General features: G+C 36.2%; 17 protein-coding genes. 16 read left to right on the forward strand and 1 reads right to left on the reverse strand.

Annotation, left to right across the window (positions count from 1 at the left end; translation table 11 throughout):
- Positions 1–178: 178 nt before the first annotated feature.
- Positions 179–814 carry a YigZ family protein gene (locus EK386_RS06585; RefSeq protein WP_126658242.1) on the reverse strand — a complete coding sequence of 212 codons (636 nt, stop codon included), beginning with the start codon at positions 812–814 and terminating at the stop codon, positions 179–181.
- Positions 815–983: 169 nt separating this feature from the next.
- Between EK386_RS06585 and EK386_RS06590 the strand changes: the two genes are divergently transcribed.
- The 16 genes from EK386_RS06590 (at position 984) to EK386_RS06665 (ending at position 16,336) form a co-directional block, all read left to right on the forward strand.
- A complete protein-coding gene (locus EK386_RS06590; RefSeq protein ID WP_126658243.1) occupies positions 984–2,150 on the forward strand; it encodes a sensor histidine kinase in 1,167 nt (388 codons plus the stop codon).
- A 29-nt stretch (positions 2,151–2,179) separates the two neighbouring features.
- Positions 2,180–2,854, forward strand: a complete 675-nt coding sequence (locus tag EK386_RS06595) for a response regulator transcription factor (RefSeq protein WP_126658244.1) — start codon at positions 2,180–2,182, stop codon at positions 2,852–2,854.
- Between the two features lie 510 nt (positions 2,855–3,364).
- Positions 3,365–3,880 (forward strand): nuclear transport factor 2 family protein, encoded by a 516-nt coding sequence (locus EK386_RS06600; RefSeq protein WP_126658245.1) that lies wholly within the window; start codon positions 3,365–3,367, stop codon positions 3,878–3,880.
- A gap of 186 nt (positions 3,881–4,066) precedes the next feature.
- Complete coding sequence (locus EK386_RS06605; protein WP_126658246.1) at positions 4,067–4,912, forward strand: DegV family protein; 846 nt, start codon at positions 4,067–4,069, stop codon at positions 4,910–4,912.
- A 221-nt stretch (positions 4,913–5,133) separates the two neighbouring features.
- Positions 5,134–6,561, forward strand: a complete 1,428-nt coding sequence (locus EK386_RS06610) for an ATP-dependent helicase ComFA (RefSeq protein ID WP_126658247.1) — start codon at positions 5,134–5,136, stop codon at positions 6,559–6,561.
- Positions 6,558–7,169, forward strand: a complete 612-nt coding sequence (locus EK386_RS06615; protein ID WP_126658248.1) for a ComF family protein — start codon at positions 6,558–6,560, stop codon at positions 7,167–7,169. The genes EK386_RS06610 and EK386_RS06615 overlap by 4 nt, the downstream gene beginning before the upstream one ends.
- 210 nt (positions 7,170–7,379) lie before the next feature.
- A complete protein-coding gene (locus EK386_RS06620; protein WP_126658249.1) occupies positions 7,380–7,793 on the forward strand; it encodes a TIGR03826 family flagellar region protein in 414 nt (137 codons plus the stop codon).
- A 153-nt stretch (positions 7,794–7,946) separates the two neighbouring features.
- Complete coding sequence (flgM, locus tag EK386_RS06625) at positions 7,947–8,207, forward strand: flagellar biosynthesis anti-sigma factor FlgM (protein WP_126658250.1); 261 nt, start codon at positions 7,947–7,949, stop codon at positions 8,205–8,207.
- Between the two features lie 25 nt (positions 8,208–8,232).
- Positions 8,233–8,727, forward strand: a complete 495-nt coding sequence (locus tag EK386_RS06630; protein ID WP_126658251.1) for a flagellar protein FlgN — start codon at positions 8,233–8,235, stop codon at positions 8,725–8,727.
- Positions 8,728–8,789: 62 nt separating this feature from the next.
- Positions 8,790–10,337, forward strand: a complete 1,548-nt coding sequence (gene flgK, locus EK386_RS06635; protein ID WP_126658252.1) for a flagellar hook-associated protein FlgK — start codon at positions 8,790–8,792, stop codon at positions 10,335–10,337.
- Positions 10,338–10,355: 18 nt separating this feature from the next.
- Positions 10,356–11,237: a flagellar hook-associated protein FlgL gene (flgL, locus tag EK386_RS06640; protein WP_126658253.1), complete on the forward strand. Its 882-nt coding sequence runs from the start codon at positions 10,356–10,358 to the stop codon at positions 11,235–11,237.
- Between the two features lie 53 nt (positions 11,238–11,290).
- Complete coding sequence (locus EK386_RS06645) at positions 11,291–11,845, forward strand: DUF6470 family protein (protein ID WP_126658254.1); 555 nt, start codon at positions 11,291–11,293, stop codon at positions 11,843–11,845.
- Positions 11,846–11,863: 18 nt separating this feature from the next.
- Positions 11,864–12,301, forward strand: a complete 438-nt coding sequence (gene fliW / locus EK386_RS06650; RefSeq protein ID WP_126658255.1) for a flagellar assembly protein FliW — start codon at positions 11,864–11,866, stop codon at positions 12,299–12,301.
- Positions 12,302–12,305: 4 nt separating this feature from the next.
- Positions 12,306–12,521: a carbon storage regulator CsrA gene (csrA, locus tag EK386_RS06655; RefSeq protein ID WP_126658256.1), complete on the forward strand. Its 216-nt coding sequence runs from the start codon at positions 12,306–12,308 to the stop codon at positions 12,519–12,521.
- A gap of 287 nt (positions 12,522–12,808) precedes the next feature.
- Positions 12,809–14,434: a flagellin N-terminal helical domain-containing protein gene (locus EK386_RS06660; protein ID WP_126658257.1), complete on the forward strand. Its 1,626-nt coding sequence runs from the start codon at positions 12,809–12,811 to the stop codon at positions 14,432–14,434.
- Between the two features lie 87 nt (positions 14,435–14,521).
- A complete protein-coding gene (locus EK386_RS06665) occupies positions 14,522–16,336 on the forward strand; it encodes a motility associated factor glycosyltransferase family protein (protein ID WP_126658258.1) in 1,815 nt (604 codons plus the stop codon).
- Positions 16,337–16,356 lie beyond the last annotated feature (20 nt).

A 16,356-nucleotide genomic window follows, 5' to 3' on the forward strand; every position in this document is an offset into this window, starting at 1 on the left:
GGAATGATGAATAAAAAGTGTTATGATATATCGTTAGTATGTCGAACATTTTATGAAAAAACAGTGGTAATACTTTCACTATGTAACAGTAAAATAAATGGAATAATTCGACAAATAATAAAATCAATCAATACGATTAATTATACTATGTTGTCGAATTACGGTAAATAAAATTTTGTCACTCCACAATAAATTCTATGAACTTTTTGTCTATACAAGTAATCGTTGACTGCCCATTTGTTAATTCGGTTACCCAATTTGTGAAGGCTTCCTCCTCGTCTTTCAATACTTCAACTAGTACGTCAACCCCTTCAGCATACTGTATTTCCGCTAAGCTGTAGTTTGAATTACGTACTTCATTTTCCACTTTTCCTAACCATGTATAATCTATGGAAATTTTCATGACATGATGCAATTTTCGTTCCACTACTTTTGCTGCATCAATTCCTTCAGTTGTCGCTTTTCCATATGCTCGAATTAAGCCACCACCACCGAGTTTGATTCCACCAAAATAACGTGTCACGACAACGACTGTATCTTTTAATCCTTGCTTTTTTAGCACTTCTAGCATAGGGACGCCAGCTGTGCCACTTGGTTCCCCATCGTCATTAGCTTTTTGGATTTGATCATGCTCGCCCACCATATAACAAGAACAATTATGTGTGGCACTCGGATGTTTTTTCTTAATACTTTCTATAAATAAAAGTGCCTCTTCCTCTGTTTCTGCTCGATTTACATAGCCGATAAAACGTGACTTTGAAATGACAATTTCTCTTTCACCAAAGCCTTTGACTGTATTATAGTCCTTTCGCATTATAAATTCTCCTTTTTTTCGCAAAAAATCATTCCTATTATACTAAGGAATTTACTTAAAATTTTAGGTTAAAATGTTATAATAAATATTGACAATTACATTTACTGGTTTTTCATTTAAAAACCCTTTAATGTTATAATAATAACACCAATTAGATTGGGGAAAAGGTATGTTTTCAAACGATAAAGTTGACATTGGCTCACTTGACGTAATATTTAATCGCATGATTGAAACCATTACTAATTCGAAAAATGACATATTTGTTATTAGCGAACAAAGCCGTAGAAGTTTTGAAGAAATGCAAGCAGAACTTGAATTCATTAAACAGAAAATTAAATATCTCATCGATGAAAGTGATGAGTTAGAAAAAAGAACCAAAGTGGCAAAACAACGTCTAGTAGAAGTGAGCCGTTTTTTCGACAAATATACAGAAGAGCAAGTCCGTGAAGCGTATGAATATGCCAATGAACTTCAAATCCAACTTTCCTTAACTCGAGCAGATGAAAAGCAGCTTCGAGAAAAACGTGACGATCTAGAACGCCGTCTAAGAGTATTATACGATACAATTGAGCGTGCTGAACATATTGTCAACCAAGTAAATGTTGTTTTAAATTATTTAACATCTGATTTGAAAAATGTTAGTGTTGCATTAGAAAAAGCAAAAATCAAACAAGAATTTGGCATTAAAATCATTGCTTCTCAAGAAAAAGAACGCAAACGACTGTCACGGGAAATTCATGACGGTCCAGCACAAATGATGGCCAATGTACTGATGCGTTCCGATTTAATTGAGCGTACCTATCGCGAAAAAGGTATCGAAGCGGCCATCAAAGAAATAGCAGAATTAAAGAGAACTGTTCGAAATGCATTATCAGAAGTTCGTCGCATCATTTATGATTTACGACCAATGGCTTTGGACGACCTTGGTATTGTCCCAACACTGAAAAAATATTTATCCACGGTGATGGAATATAATCCAGGCGTACAAATTCATTTTCAATCGTATAGTAGTGAGAAACGACTGCCTTCTGATTATGAAGTATCCATCTTCCGCCTTGTGCAAGAAAGTGTAAACAATTCGATGAAACATGGAAAAGCCATCGATATTTGGGTGAAAATAGAATGGCTTCGAAATAGTGTCAATATTTTAGTAAAAGATAATGGCAAAGGATTCGATAAAACTGGTATAAAAGAACAATCTTTTGGTATTATCGGTATGAGAGAACGCGTAGAATTGCTAAAAGGCACGATGGATATTCAAAGTGGTATTGGAAAAGGAACTATCGTAATGGTCAAAATTCCATTTCCCGAAAATGAATTAGTGTTTGATAAATAAAGAGAACGAACATTGTAGGGGGTAATATTATGACAAAAATTATCATTATTGACGATCACCAACTATTCCGTGAAGGTGTAAAACGTATACTAGACTTTGAAGATACGTTTGATGTAGTAGCAGAAGGAGACGACGGTTCAGATGTAATTAGTCTTTACCAAAATCACTTACCAGATGTTGTTTTAATGGACATCAACATGCCAGGGAAAAACGGCGTGGAAGCAACACACGATTTAATGGGAGAATACCCAGATGCGAAAGTAATTATGCTTTCCATTCATGATGACGAAACATATGTAACGCATGCCCTAAAATCGGGCGCACTGGGCTACATGTTAAAAGAAATGGATGCAGATGAAATCGTAGAAGCGATTAAAGTCGTAGCAAACGGTGGTTCTTACTTACATCCAAAAGTAACGAAAAACTTAGTAGCGGAATTTCGTCGCCTTAGCGAGCACGAAAACAAAGGCAACTTCCATCAAACAGAAATTCGCCGCCCATTCCACTTATTAACAAAGCGTGAATGTGAAGTGCTACAATTATTAACAGATGGACAATCTAACCGTACAATCGGTGAAACATTATACATCTCAGAAAAAACAGTCAAAAACCACGTTTCAAGCATTTTACAAAAAATGAACGTAAACGACCGCACACAAGCCGTAGTCACAGCAATCAAAAACGGCTGGGTAGAAGTGCGCTAATAACCATATGAAAAATCCCTTACAACTTATTAAATGGTTGGGGGATTTTTTGTTTTATGGAACGAGTTGCGGGCGAATAGCTGGATTTGCGAGCGGATGGCTGAGTTTGGGGGCGGATAGCTGAGTTTGCGGGCGGATGGCTGAGTTTGCGGGCGGATGGCTGGGTTTGAGGGCAGATAGCTGGGTTTGAGGGCAGATAGATGAGTTTGAGGGCGGATAACTGAGTTTGCGAGCGGATGGCTGAGTTTGGGGGCGGATAGCTCAGTTTGAGGGCAGATAACCGGACCTTATAGTTAGGATTTTTCATGCAGTATTTTTCGTACTTCGATTATAATACCTGAGAATAAAATAATTTCTCGTATACGAAGAAACTTATTCCGTAAAGATCTCGTCATGATAACGATATAGTAACAAATAATAAAAAAGAATTACGTTTTTCTACTATTAATTACGTAAATAGCCATAGTAAGTCAATTATGCTACAATATTTTCGCGGGAGGTTTAAAGATTATGAAAAAATGGTTAATGCTAGTAGTGGCTGCGCTTATGCTAACTGCTTGTGGTGATAAAGAAGAAACAAAAAAAGAAGAAACAACAAAAGACGAAACCCTTGTCGGATTTGAATTGACTGGCGATGAAGTGGAAGAAGCCCCGGATGTTCCGAAAGAAGATGAGGAACAAATTATTGCAGCATTTAATGAATACATTGATTCTTTTAACGCAAAAGATATCGATCGTTATACACAAACATTATCGAAAAACCCACAAGGCTTTGAGTATGAAGAAGATGTAGCAGCTGCGAAAAATGCTTTTGCCCAATATAATATTGAAAGAACGCCATCTGATGTCACGATTGTGAAATATAGTGAAGATGAGGCGCAAGTATTTTCTAATTTAGAGATTCAAATGACAGAAATTGAAACAAATGCGGAATTAACAAGTAGTGGACGCCAAGTAACTGTTTTTACAAATGAAAATGGTGGCTGGAAAGTAACGAGCGTTTACTATATTGGAAACGATTCATAAAAATAGTTGTTTGGTCCTGATTGGATTTCAAAAATAGCTTTTTGTAGGATTTTGTCTATCGAAAATTGAATTATCCATAGAGCGTTTCATGTACAATGGTAATAATCGTGCATGAAGCGCTTTCTTTTTATTCACATACAACCAATCTTAAGGTATTATATTGACAATAGGAGAGTGGGGAAATAAATGAGTATTGCAGTCGTAACAGATAGCACAGCGTATTTAACACCTGAGGAACGAGCGCGCTACAACATTCGAATGATTCCTCTTAGCGTGAACCTTGAAGATGGTAGTTATGAAGAAGAGGTTGAAATTACAACTTCCGAATTTTACAATAAAGTCCGAAACTCAAAACAATTCCCAAAAACAACGCAACCACCTGTGGGAAAATTTGTTGCGTTATTTGAAGAGTTAGCTAAAGATTATGATGAAGTGATTTGCATTCATTTATCGAGTGGCATTAGTGGTACGTACCAAGGAGCGGTTCAAGCAGGTCAAATGGTAGACGCCATCACGGTCCATACCTTTGATAGTGAAATTTCCTGCGCCCCACAAGGTTACTATGTCATAAAGGCAGCTGAAATGGCTGAGCAAGGTGCATCGGCCGAAGAAATTTTTAGCACGTTAGAAGAAATGAAACAATCGAACCAAGCTTTCTTTGTCGTGGATGATTTAGCGCATCTTCAAAGAGGTGGTCGTTTATCCGCTGCAGCTGCATTGGTAGGTGGTCTTTTACAGGTAAAGCCAATCCTTTGCTTCGAAAACAAAGTCATCGTACCAGCTGAAAAAATTCGCACAAAGAAAAAAGCTCTGCGTCGAGTTGAAGAATTGCTAGCCAAGGATGCTGCACAATACGATCAAATCCAAGCAACCGTAATCCATGCAAACTGCGAAGAAGAAGGCCGTGAGTGGATGAAGCAATTATCGGAAACTTATCCGAATGTTGAGTTTGACCTAAGTTATTTTGGACCAGTTATCGGAACGCACCTAGGAGAAGGCTCTATCGGACTCAGTTGGGTGGAAAAAATTTAATATGATGAATGAACAGTCTCGTTCTTTTGGATGGGGCTGTTTTTTATTTTGTTGGAAGTACTCCGGAAATACGGGTGAGCGCGGGTTATCAGTGAAAATACTCGCACTTTTTACCAATTTACTCGCGGTTTTTGTGTGCACAAGGGAGTTATGGGACAAATTTTGAATTCTATGGGACATTTTCTGCAGCTTAAATCTAAAATTAAAAGGAGCGATCAAAAATGCAATACAAACTTCACAACCACAACCACAACCACAACCAAACCTACAAAGGGCTAATTATAGAACCTAAGATCAGAGACTTCTTTATTGGTCGCATTTGGATTCGAACAAATGCCCCCTTCCCGCAAGAAAAAATTGAAACCTATATAAAATACAACTATTTCAAGCGTATCCTAGGCATATCTTCCAAACGAGGTTTCTTCAAAAAACACTACACATGCAATCGTTGCTACAACGAAAACCAATCCGAATTCATTCATTATGAGTGTGCGCGATGTAATCAACTATGCACCTATTGTCGGCATTGCATCAATATGGGGAGGGTGACGAGTTGTACGGATCTTCTTATTTGGAATGGAGCAAAACCGAAATTTCCGACCTATCACATACTAGATTGGGATGGAACATTCACCGAAGCGCAAGCACAGGCATCGCAACAACTAACCGACAGCATCCAACAAAATCATAATCATCTCATCCACGCAGTTTGTGGGGCAGGGAAAACCGAGATCCTTTTCCCAGCAGTTCTCGCAGCACTTCAACAAGGAAAACGAGTTTGTCTTGCAACGCCTCGAACAGATGTTGTTTTAGAATTATTTCCTCGTTTCCAAAAGGTATTTCCGAATACTATTTTACACGCATATTATGGAAATGCACCGCAGCAACAGGGTCTCCCACAGCTTATCATCGCGACAACTCATCAACTATACCGATTTGAAAATGCGTTTGATGTGGTCATAGTCGATGAAGCGGATGCATTTCCTTATACATTCGACAAAGCACTGCAAAAAGCCGTTTTTAAAGTGAAAAAGCAATCTGCCCCACTAGCACTCGTTACTGCAACCCCATCACCTCAAATTCTCGCTAAAGTGAAACGTGAAAAATGGGGCTATTCCTTTATTCCGAAAAGGTATCATGGTCATCCATTACCGGTACCAACATTCGAATCGTTATGGTCCTATAATAAAATGATCGCAAAAGGGAAAATTCCAAGCAAATTAATACAATGGACAAAAATGAGAATTGCACAAAAAGAGCCGTTCCTTATTTTTTTTCCAACGATTCAACTAATGGGGATAGCGACTCCTTTATTTCAGCAACTTCACGAAGACATATTAAGTGTTCACGCGGAGGATGTAGATCGAAAAGAGAAAGTAACGAAACTAAGGAATGAAGAAATACCCGGTCTCCTGACAACGACCATTCTTGAAAGAGGGATCACGATTAAAAATGTACAAGTGGCAGTTGTAGGAGCAGAGTCAAAAATTTTTACATCCAGTGCGCTCATTCAAATAAGTGGGCGAGTTGGGCGAAACGTAAACTATCCAGCTGGCGAAATTGTTTTTTACCATCATGGCATTACAACCGAAATGGATGAAGCGCGAAATGAAATTCTGCGACTAAATAAAGAGGGGTTTGGAAAATGAAACGAAATGAAGTGCCAAACTGTTTGCTTTGTAACGCACCGTTAAATGAACAAATGACATGGAAATACCTTCTGACAAATGCTTTTCCACGAACGATTTGCTCGGAATGTGAACAAAAATTTGAACCGTACCATACCACACAAAATCAAGAAGTCACTTCACTATATAAATATAATGATGCAATGAGGGATTTCTTACATCGATATAAATTTATGCACGACACCCTTTTAGCGAAAGTATTTCGAGATAAAATTCACGAACACCTAGCAAAATCAAAAGCAATTATTACTCCGATCCCGATGCATCCAATTAAACTGAAAGAACGCACTTTTGCACATGTGGATCAACTTTTAAAAGAAGCAAACATCCCATACCAACACTTTCTTGAAAAAACGACTACTGAAACTCAAGTTGGGAAATCACGTCAACAACGTTTAGCCACGGAGCAGTTTTTCAAATTGAAGGCAAGTCCTGAAAATATTAAAAATAAAGATTTCTTATTAATTGACGATATTTATACTACAGGGATAACGATTAACCACGCAAAAAATGTATTGTTAGAGGCTGGTGCGAAATCTGTAAAGGCTTTTACTTTAATAAGAGGATAAATATAAAAATGGTCATCTCTAATATACGACATATTAAAAATTAAGCGAAAATAGCACTTATTTTTGATTATGTCGTATGTAGGGACCGGAATTTTGACATTTCCGGATTCGTTAAAAAATCGGACTAGTATTTTTAGTAGAAATTAGGGAAAATGGAAACAATGGTATACTTACTAGAGTACATAAAATTCTTTTAGGGAGTGATCTTTAATGGCTGAAATTAAAAATTGCCCACAATGTGGAGATTTTTTCAATTACACAGGATTAAGGGAAGTTTGTCATAAATGTGCACAAAATGAAGAGGAAATGTATCAAGTGGTTTATAAATTTTTACGCAAACGTGAAAATCGCGCAGCAACAATGGAACGAATTGTAGAAGCGACGGGCGTGAATGAAAGTCTTATTCATAAATGGGTGCGTAAAGGTCGTCTACACCCAGCGACTTTCCCAAATTTAGGATACCCATGTGATAACTGTGGGCACATCACGAATACAGGGAAACTTTGTAGTAAATGCCAGGATGAAATTAAATCTGATTTACGTACATTTGAAGCGGCAAAAGAATTTAGGGACAACATTGCAAAAGGTGAAAAAGGCACGTATTTATCAGATCGAAATAAATAATGAAGAAGCTCGCATATATGCTTAAAAAGGGCATCGATTGTCAACAATTGATGAAACTAAAGCTAAAATGTGAGCTTTTTTCATTTGAAACGTTAACATTTTTGTGAACGAACCGAAATAAACAATAGCATACGAATTTAAGGAGGGGTAGTTGTGAAAATTACATCATTTAGTATAAATTCCGTTAACCCATATAACAAACAACAACGATCAGCGAAGGCCGCAAGTGAAAAGCAAGCCTTTGCAGATAAAATTGAAATTTCAACTACCGCTAAAGAAATGTCAGCATCATCTACCTATTCTTCAGAACGTGCCCAAAAAGTTCAACAATTAAAAGAAAAAATCCAATCTGGCGAATACCAAGTGGATGCACGTAAAGTAGCAGAAGATATGCTGAAATACTATCGTTATTAAACAGTGAAGGAGAGTTCATTAAACCATGTCAGTTCAACAAATTATCTCGATCTTAGAAAAACTCGAAAAAATGCATAAAAGTTTGCTTGAGCTTAGCCTTAAAAAAACAGAGCTTGTGAAAAAGGGTGACATGGAAGAACTTGACCAAATGTTAAAAAACGAACAGTCTCACGTAGCGGCGATCGGGACATTCGAGCAACAGCGTCAAGCACTAGTACGGGATTACTTAAATGCAAAAGGAATTGCACATGCTGACACGCCATCAGTGCTCGATGTCATTGAAGCTGCTGAAACGAATGAAGAACGTAACCAATTAACAGATGTGCGCAATCGATTAATGTTAGTAATTGACGACTTAAAAAAACAAAACGACTTAAACCAAAAACTCGTTTTCCAATCATTACAATTCGTCAATATGACATTAGACATGTTACGCCCGCAACCAACTCAAATTAATTATTCGGGTAAAGAAGTGCGCGGTCAAAATCTAACGAGAACAAACTTTGATTCACAAGCATAATGCGTGGTCTGGCATCACGCCCTACATAAAACAATCATTCTATTTTTAAAGGAGGAGACTTCATGCGCTCCACATTTATGGGATTAGAAACAAGTAAGCGTGGCCTTTTCACGCAACAAAGTGCTTTATATACAACAGGCCATAATATTTCCAATGCAAATACGGAAGGCTATTCGCGTCAACGGGTAAATATGGCGCCTACACACGGATATCCAGGTACAGGACTTAACACACCTAAAATGCCAGGACATATTGGTACAGGGGTGCAAGCAACATCTGTAGAACGTATGCGCGATGAGTTTGTTGATATGCAGTATCGTCAAGAAACAAACAAATTGGGCTATTGGGATGCAAGGTCAAAAGCAATTACCCAAATGGAAGATATATTAAAGGAACCTTCTGACTACGGCTTATCCAAATCCATGGATGAATTTTGGAATTCTCTGCAAGACTTAAATGTTCGACCGGAAGATGGTGGTGCTCGAGCAGTAGTTGTTCAGCGGGGCATTGCTGTTGCTGATTCTTTTAACTACATGTACAACTCGATTTCACAATTAAAAACAAACGCTGGAGAAGAGATTGGGATTCTTTTAAAAGATACTAACTCTATTTTAAAGCAAATCGCAAGTATTAACGAGCAAGTTCAAGCTATTGAACCGAATGGATACATGCCAAATGATTTATACGATGCTCGTGATAAATTAATAGATGAACTTTCTAATTCGTTTCCAATTGAAATTTCGAGTGTACCATCTGGGGGAAATGCATTAGAAATTGCTGAGGGCTCTATTACTGTTGCATTAAGACTTAAAGATGGCTCAAAAGTAACGTTAGTAGAAGGACGTAACTATGCTCAGATTCAAAATGCTGGAACAAATACAGAAACTGATGGCGTTACCCCAAAAGGACCAATTGAAGGTTTACAAATTGTTAATATTGATGGCACTACGGAAATAGGTATTGATAACGTAACGAATGTAGGGAAATATAAATCATTAGTAGATTCATACGGGTATAGCACTGCATCTGGTGAAAAAGGTCTTTTCCCAGATATGTTGGCAAACCTAAATTTAATGGCTCAATCATTCGCTACTGCTTTTAATACTTTACATAAAGGTGGTACCGATTTATCTGGAGCTATTGGGGAAGCTTTTTTTGTACAGAAAGGCACTACCGATGAAACAGGAATTACAGCTGGTAATATTTATGTTTCGCAAAAATTAATAGAAGACCCAAATAAAATTGCTGCTTCAGATTCTGCAGCAAATATTGCAGAGCCAGGAAATGGTAAACAAGCTTTAAAACTAGCAAATTTAAAATTTGGTAGCCTTACTGCTTTAGAAGATGTTAGTGTTCAAACTTATTTCGAAGGTTTAATTGGACAGCTTGGGGTTGATGGGCAACAAGCTAGTCGATTAGCGTATAATGCACAAACTTTACAACAGTCCGTATCAGAACGTCGTGCATCGATTAGTTCTGTATCTTTAGATGAAGAAATGACAAATATGATAACATTCCAACAGGCTTATAATGCAAATGCCCGAATGATTACAGTAATTGATGAAACGTTAGATAAAATCATTAACGGCATGGGCCGAGTAGGATTATAGTAGTTAGGAGGTTAGACCATGCGCGTAACACAATCAATGCTTTCTGGTAACATGCTTCGAAATTTATCCAATAGTTACTCAAAACTAGGAAAAGTTCAAGAGCAAATTAATACAGGTAAAAAGGTTACTCGTCCTTCAGATGACCCTGTCGTTGCAATGAAGGGAATTAGCTATCGTACAGAATTAAACAATGTTGAACAATTTTCTCGTAATATTGGGGAAGCATATAACTGGTTAGATACAACAGATGATACATTCGATAAAATCGGATCTGCTCTACAGCGTGCGAACGAATTGATGGTTCAAGCATCAAACGATACTACTACTGCTGAAGATCGAGAGAAAATCGATAGTGAATTACAACAGTTAAGAGATCATGTTCAAAATCTATCAAATACTAGAATAGGCAATCGCTATATTTTTAGTGGGACAAAGACAACGACACCCCCTTACCAAGCTGGAACAGGATACATTACAAATGATCCTGCATTTGAAAAAACGATAGAGATCGAAGTGTTTGATGGAATTAATTTACAAGTAAATACAACACCTATCAAATTGTTTAGTGAAATCGATCAAATGTTTGATCAAATAGGTAAAGATATTAGTTCAGGAGCTTCAGGTAAACAATTATCGTCACATTTATCAACAATCGACGATAATATGAATAAGTTACTGACTACTCGTGCTGACATTGGTGCACGACAAAATCGTGTAGAATTAATGGATGCGCGACTGCAATCACAAGAAATCATTGCAACAAAACGGATGTCAGAAAATGAGGATGTGGATTATGAAAAAACAATTACAGAAATGATTACTCAGGAATCTATACACCGTGCAGCACTTTCTGTAGGTGCACGAATTATTCAACCAACTTTAACGGATTTTCTAAGATAATTTAAAGCGTTTGGACATTTGCTCCAAACGCTTTCTTTAAAGGGGGAAATATTTTGAATGTCCCAAAGCTCCAGCTCCAATCAACGAACGCACAGATTGGATTAAATATTCAAAAACCAATACAAGAAATTAAACAACCACAAGCTAATTTGGATTTGCAACAACCGCAAGCCAAAATGTCGATTGAAACGACAAAATCTAAACTTTCCATTGACTCTTTCGAAGCGAGGGAAAGTATGGACTTCAAAAACTCACGAAGTCGTACCGCTGAAATTGCTCAACAAAGTAAACAAGAAGGGCTTGAAGGAATAGGTAGAAGAGCGCAAGAAGGTCAAGAGTTAATGAACATTCAAAACGGCGGTAACCCAATTGCAGAACAGGCAAAAAGAAGAGGAAGACAACCCTATTCGAGTATAAATATTAAGTTCATTCCCCAAGCTGATAGTGTGAAAATAAACTTTGAACCAGCAAAAGTGGATATACAAGTAGAGCCTCAAAAAGTCATTAATAATTCAACAGCCAATAAACCTAGCCATAATTACACACCTGGTAAAGTAAAGGTCGAAATGCTACAATACCCATCCTTAAAAATAGATTGGCTAATATAAAAAGTGAGGAACGACAAAATGAAAATTAAAACAGCTTATATGGATGAAATAACGATTGATCCAGCAAATATCCTTATATTTGAACATGGTATCCCGGGTTTTGAGGAAGAAAAGTCTTTTGTTCTCTTACCATTAGAAGAAAACAGTGTCTTTCAAATTCTTCAATCAACAAATACTGAAAACTTAGCATTTGTGATTACGAGTCCGTATTCAATTGCTACTAACTATAATTTTACATTAGATGACGCAACTGTAAATTCACTCGATATTAAAAGTGAAAATGAAGTGGCGGTGTTTGTAATCGTATCACTTAAAGAAACGTTAGCCCAATCAACTGTTAATCTAAAAGCACCTATTGTAATAAACATAACAAATAAAAAAGCAAAACAAGTCATCTTGGACAATGAGGCCTATTCAATTCGTCATACAATCCCTTTAGAAAGTGTAAGGGGGTGAGTCTATGTTAGTACTATCAAGAAAAGCAGGAGAAACGATTTGGATTGGTGAAGACGTAGAAATTGTCATATCTGAGGTAAAAGGTGAGCAAGTAAAAATAGGGATCCGTGCACCGAGGAACATAGATATCGTTCGTGGTGAATTAAGACAAGATGTTTCAGAATCGAACACAGAGGCAGTTGTCAAAAGTTTAGATATACTAAAACAATCAAACAAATAAATGAAATCCGCTTAGTGGTAATTTTTCTAAGCGGTTTTTTCTATTATATAAACTAATAATCTATAGAGTTTTACAAATAAATAGATTAACTTTATTGTGAAGCCTAAGGTTGCAAACTATCATACAAATATCTCAAAAAACTTTTCAAAAACTATTAAACATTTACTAGCTCTTCCGATATTAATTATGTAAGCAAGAGAAGTGAGAGCGGCCGACTTGGTTCTCTTGTACATACAATAAAAATGCTCACAAGGACGTGAGCTAAACATTCCAAGGAGGAAATTAAAATGAGAATTAATCATAATATCGCAGCACTTAACACATACCGTCAATTAAACAGTGCAGCTGGTGCACAATCTAAATCTATGGAGAAATTATCTTCAGGTTTACGTATCAACCGCGCTGGAGATGACGCAGCTGGTTTAGCAATCTCTGAAAAAATGCGTGCACAGGTTCGTGGTTTAGACCAAGCAGCAGCAAACGCTCAAGATGGTATTTCTTTAATCCAAACAGCTGAGGGTGCGTTAAACGAAACACACTCAATTTTACAACGTATGCGTGAATTAGCTGACCAATCAGCAAACGGTACAAACACAGCTGAAGATCGTAAAGCTCTTCAAGATGAAGTTAAACAATTAAAAGATGAAATTGACCGTATTGGTAATACTACAGAATTCAATACTCAAAAATTATTAAATGGTAACTTAAAATCTGCTGCAGGTGCTTCAGTAGGACAAAATACTACTACTGGCTCTACTGTAGGTAAATTAGCAGCAGGAACAATTACTGTATCTGCTGGTGGTTCAATTTCAGCAGCTGCATTTTCTACCTCATCATTTGTAGCTGAAACTATTAATGTAGACGGAACTGAAATTACTGTAAATTGGCAAAACTTAAGTACAGATGAACAAAATATCATTAAAAATGGTGCTAGTGATGATGCTACTTCTCAACAAAAAGCTCTTGATTTAATGATTAGTAAAATTAATGAAGCGATTGATCAATCTGGTAGTGGAGTTGCACATGTAAGTGGCTATCTTTCTAGTGGTGCTCTTACCCTAACTAGCGGTTCAGAAGGAACTAATTCTAAAATTACAGCAGGAACTGCAGGAGTGTTGAAAGATGCTCTTGGTGCTGCGCCTGTAGCAACTAGTGGAACAAATACGTATAATGGAACTTCTGTTGCTGCTAGTGCTGCATCTAGTTTCACGGCTGATATTAACGGTGTAACAATGAATGTTGAACTTTCAGCAGCTATTTCAAACGGTGAAGATATGTCTACTGCAGCCGACATTTTACAATCAGCTATTAATACAGCCATCACTAGTGCAAATGCAACTGCAGGTGCTACTTCGAATGCTGACCCAGGTTTCATATCTGACGTTAAAGTAAATGTCTTAAAAGATGGTCGTTTTGAAATCGTTAGTGAAACGGGTCCTGTTAAATTAGCTGATAAAGCTGGTGTAACGACTGTAAAAGATTTAGGACTATCTTCAGCACAAACTGAGGCATCAAGTAATGGTGGTATGACATTCCAAATTGGTGCTAATAAAGGCCAAACAATCACTTTTGGTATTAATGATATGCGTTCAGCAGCACTTGGAATTGCAAGTGTAGATATTTCTACACAAGCTGGAGCTTCAAATGCACTTGAAAGTTTAGATAAAGCAATCAAATCAGTATCATCTGAACGTTCAAAACTAGGTGCTGTTCAAAACCGATTAGAGCACACTATCAATAACTTAAGTACATCTTCTGAAAACCTAACTGCTGCGGAATCTCGTATCCGTGACGTAGATATGGCAAAAGAAATGATGAACCAAACAAAGAACTCTATTCTTTCTCAAGCTGCTCAAGCAATGCTTGCACAAGCAAACCAACAACCACAAGGTGTTCTTCAATTATTACGTTAATGATAAAAAGAAGAGGATCGGGGAAACTCCTCGATCCTCTTTTTATACATAGAATGGAAAGAATAAAAAAGTTTAGAAGGTGAAAAAATGTTTATAGATAAAAATATAGAAATATTACAACAAAACGCAATGCATTGGATAGGAAATCTAACACCTTCTTCTATTGCACATACATTCATCTCAGCAGAAAATTCAAAAGTAGAGTATTTTGAGGATAATAATGGTGTAGTTTATAGAACAGAAGATATATATGATCAATCATTTGAAAGTAACCCATTAAAAAAGGAGATTATCTTTGTAATAGGTATTAATTCTATAGATGAATTGAAGACGCTACATAAAAGAATAAATAGAGATTCATTATTAGTAGTTATAGAACCGAATTTATCATTTTTTAATCATGTATTGCAGAATAAAAATCTAGAGCTTTTTAATAATAAAAATATTGTATTATTTTCGGATAATATCCCAAAATTAAATGATTTTATTCGAGGTTTCTTTTCAAATTATGGTTCACTTGGGTTAGCTAAGAATATAAATTTTTATCAAACCAATTATTATCGAAATAATGAAATTGAAACAACAAAATATGTTATAAAAACTATTCGTGAAGTTGTTAGGAATGTTATATTATCTGTTGGGAATAGTGTAGTAGATGGGTTAGATGGTTTAAAAAATAATCTAGAAAATTTAATGTGGTTTGAAAAGGCAAAGAATGTTGCGCAACTAAAAAACAAATACATAGATAAACCCGCCATTATTGTTTCAGCTGGTCCTTCTTTGAATAAAAATATTAAAGAACTTAAAAAAGCTAAAGGAAAAGCGGTTATAATTGCAGTTGATACCATTTTAAATAAATTATTAATGGAGGAAATTATCCCTGATTTTGTTTGTTCTGTTGAACGAATTCCAGTGGTATACGAATATTTTTATAAGGATAAGAATATTCCAAAAGAGGTAACACTCGTAGGTCCCCCGCTATTGGATTTCCGAGTTTTTTCAGAATTCAAAGGAGACATACTTTTACCATTGAGAAGTGGAGTAGCGGAGTATAAATGGATACAAGACCTTTTAGGGATAGATAATGATAATTTTATTGGAATGGGATCTTCTTCTGCGCATGTTGCATTTGGCTTAGCGGAACACTTGGGGGCTTCACCTATTGTTTTAGTGGGGCAAGATTTAGCCTATGGTTCTAAAGAGGGAGATTCTCATGCAACTGGTACAGTGTATGACGATAAAGTTAATAACACAAAAACTGAAACTTTGATTCAGGATTATGAAGTAGAAGGATATTATGGGGAATTAGTGCGTACAACTTATATATGGGGATATTTCAAACAGTGGTTTGAAGCACAAATCAGTAATCATCAGTTATTAGTTATTAATGCTACTGAGGGTGGAGCAAAAATTAATGGAACCTTACAAAAACCATTAACAGAAACAATAGACACATATTGTTTAGAAGAGCTTAAATCAGTAAAAGAGACAATTAGTAAGATAAATTCATATAATATTAACATTAATGACATAAAAGATGTACTTACAAAAGAAAAAAATTACTTTTCTAAGTTTAAAGAAACATGCACAAAACAGCTTGAGGTTATTAGTCAATTAAAAATTACTCATTCAAGTTCAACGAAAAAGTTAACAAAAATTGTTGAACAATTACAAAAGACAAATGTTATTATGAATGAAATTTTACGACATGACTTACTAAGACATAATTTACAATCAATTGTAGTCAAGACACTCTGGGATATTAACAGTATAGAACAAGTAATTAATTCAAATAACTTAATGAAGAATAAAGAAGTACAATTAAAAATGTTAAATACAGCTATTGTTTGTGTTGAACAAATAGAGGCTCATATAAATAATGTATTAGAAAATTATAATTGAGTCAGTATTAGAACAACATA

The organism is Lysinibacillus antri (assembly GCF_003977595.1).
Lineage (GTDB): Bacteria > Bacillota > Bacilli > Bacillales_A > Planococcaceae > Ureibacillus > Ureibacillus antri.

Bases quoted from the DNA above. Each gene is read 5' to 3' on its own strand.
- EK386_RS06585 (WP_126658242.1), bottom strand. From the start codon at position 814: ATGCGAAAGGACTATAATACAGTCAAAGGCTTTGGTGAAAGAGAAATT.
- EK386_RS06590 (WP_126658243.1), top strand. From the start codon at position 984: ATGTTTTCAAACGATAAAGTTGACATTGGCTCACTTGACGTAATATTT.
- EK386_RS06595 (WP_126658244.1), top strand. From the start codon at position 2,180: ATGACAAAAATTATCATTATTGACGATCACCAACTATTCCGTGAAGGT.
- EK386_RS06600 (WP_126658245.1), top strand. From the start codon at position 3,365: ATGAAAAAATGGTTAATGCTAGTAGTGGCTGCGCTTATGCTAACTGCT.
- EK386_RS06605 (WP_126658246.1), top strand. From the start codon at position 4,067: ATGAGTATTGCAGTCGTAACAGATAGCACAGCGTATTTAACACCTGAG.
- EK386_RS06610 (WP_126658247.1), top strand. From the start codon at position 5,134: ATGCAATACAAACTTCACAACCACAACCACAACCACAACCAAACCTAC.
- EK386_RS06615 (WP_126658248.1), top strand. From the start codon at position 6,558: ATGAAACGAAATGAAGTGCCAAACTGTTTGCTTTGTAACGCACCGTTA.
- EK386_RS06620 (WP_126658249.1), top strand. From the start codon at position 7,380: ATGGCTGAAATTAAAAATTGCCCACAATGTGGAGATTTTTTCAATTAC.
- EK386_RS06630 (WP_126658251.1), top strand. From the start codon at position 8,233: ATGTCAGTTCAACAAATTATCTCGATCTTAGAAAAACTCGAAAAAATG.
- flgK (WP_126658252.1), top strand. From the start codon at position 8,790: ATGCGCTCCACATTTATGGGATTAGAAACAAGTAAGCGTGGCCTTTTC.
- flgL (WP_126658253.1), top strand. From the start codon at position 10,356: ATGCGCGTAACACAATCAATGCTTTCTGGTAACATGCTTCGAAATTTA.
- fliW (WP_126658255.1), top strand. From the start codon at position 11,864: ATGAAAATTAAAACAGCTTATATGGATGAAATAACGATTGATCCAGCA.
- csrA (WP_126658256.1), top strand. From the start codon at position 12,306: ATGTTAGTACTATCAAGAAAAGCAGGAGAAACGATTTGGATTGGTGAA.
- EK386_RS06660 (WP_126658257.1), top strand. From the start codon at position 12,809: ATGAGAATTAATCATAATATCGCAGCACTTAACACATACCGTCAATTA.
- EK386_RS06665 (WP_126658258.1), top strand. From the start codon at position 14,522: ATGTTTATAGATAAAAATATAGAAATATTACAACAAAACGCAATGCAT.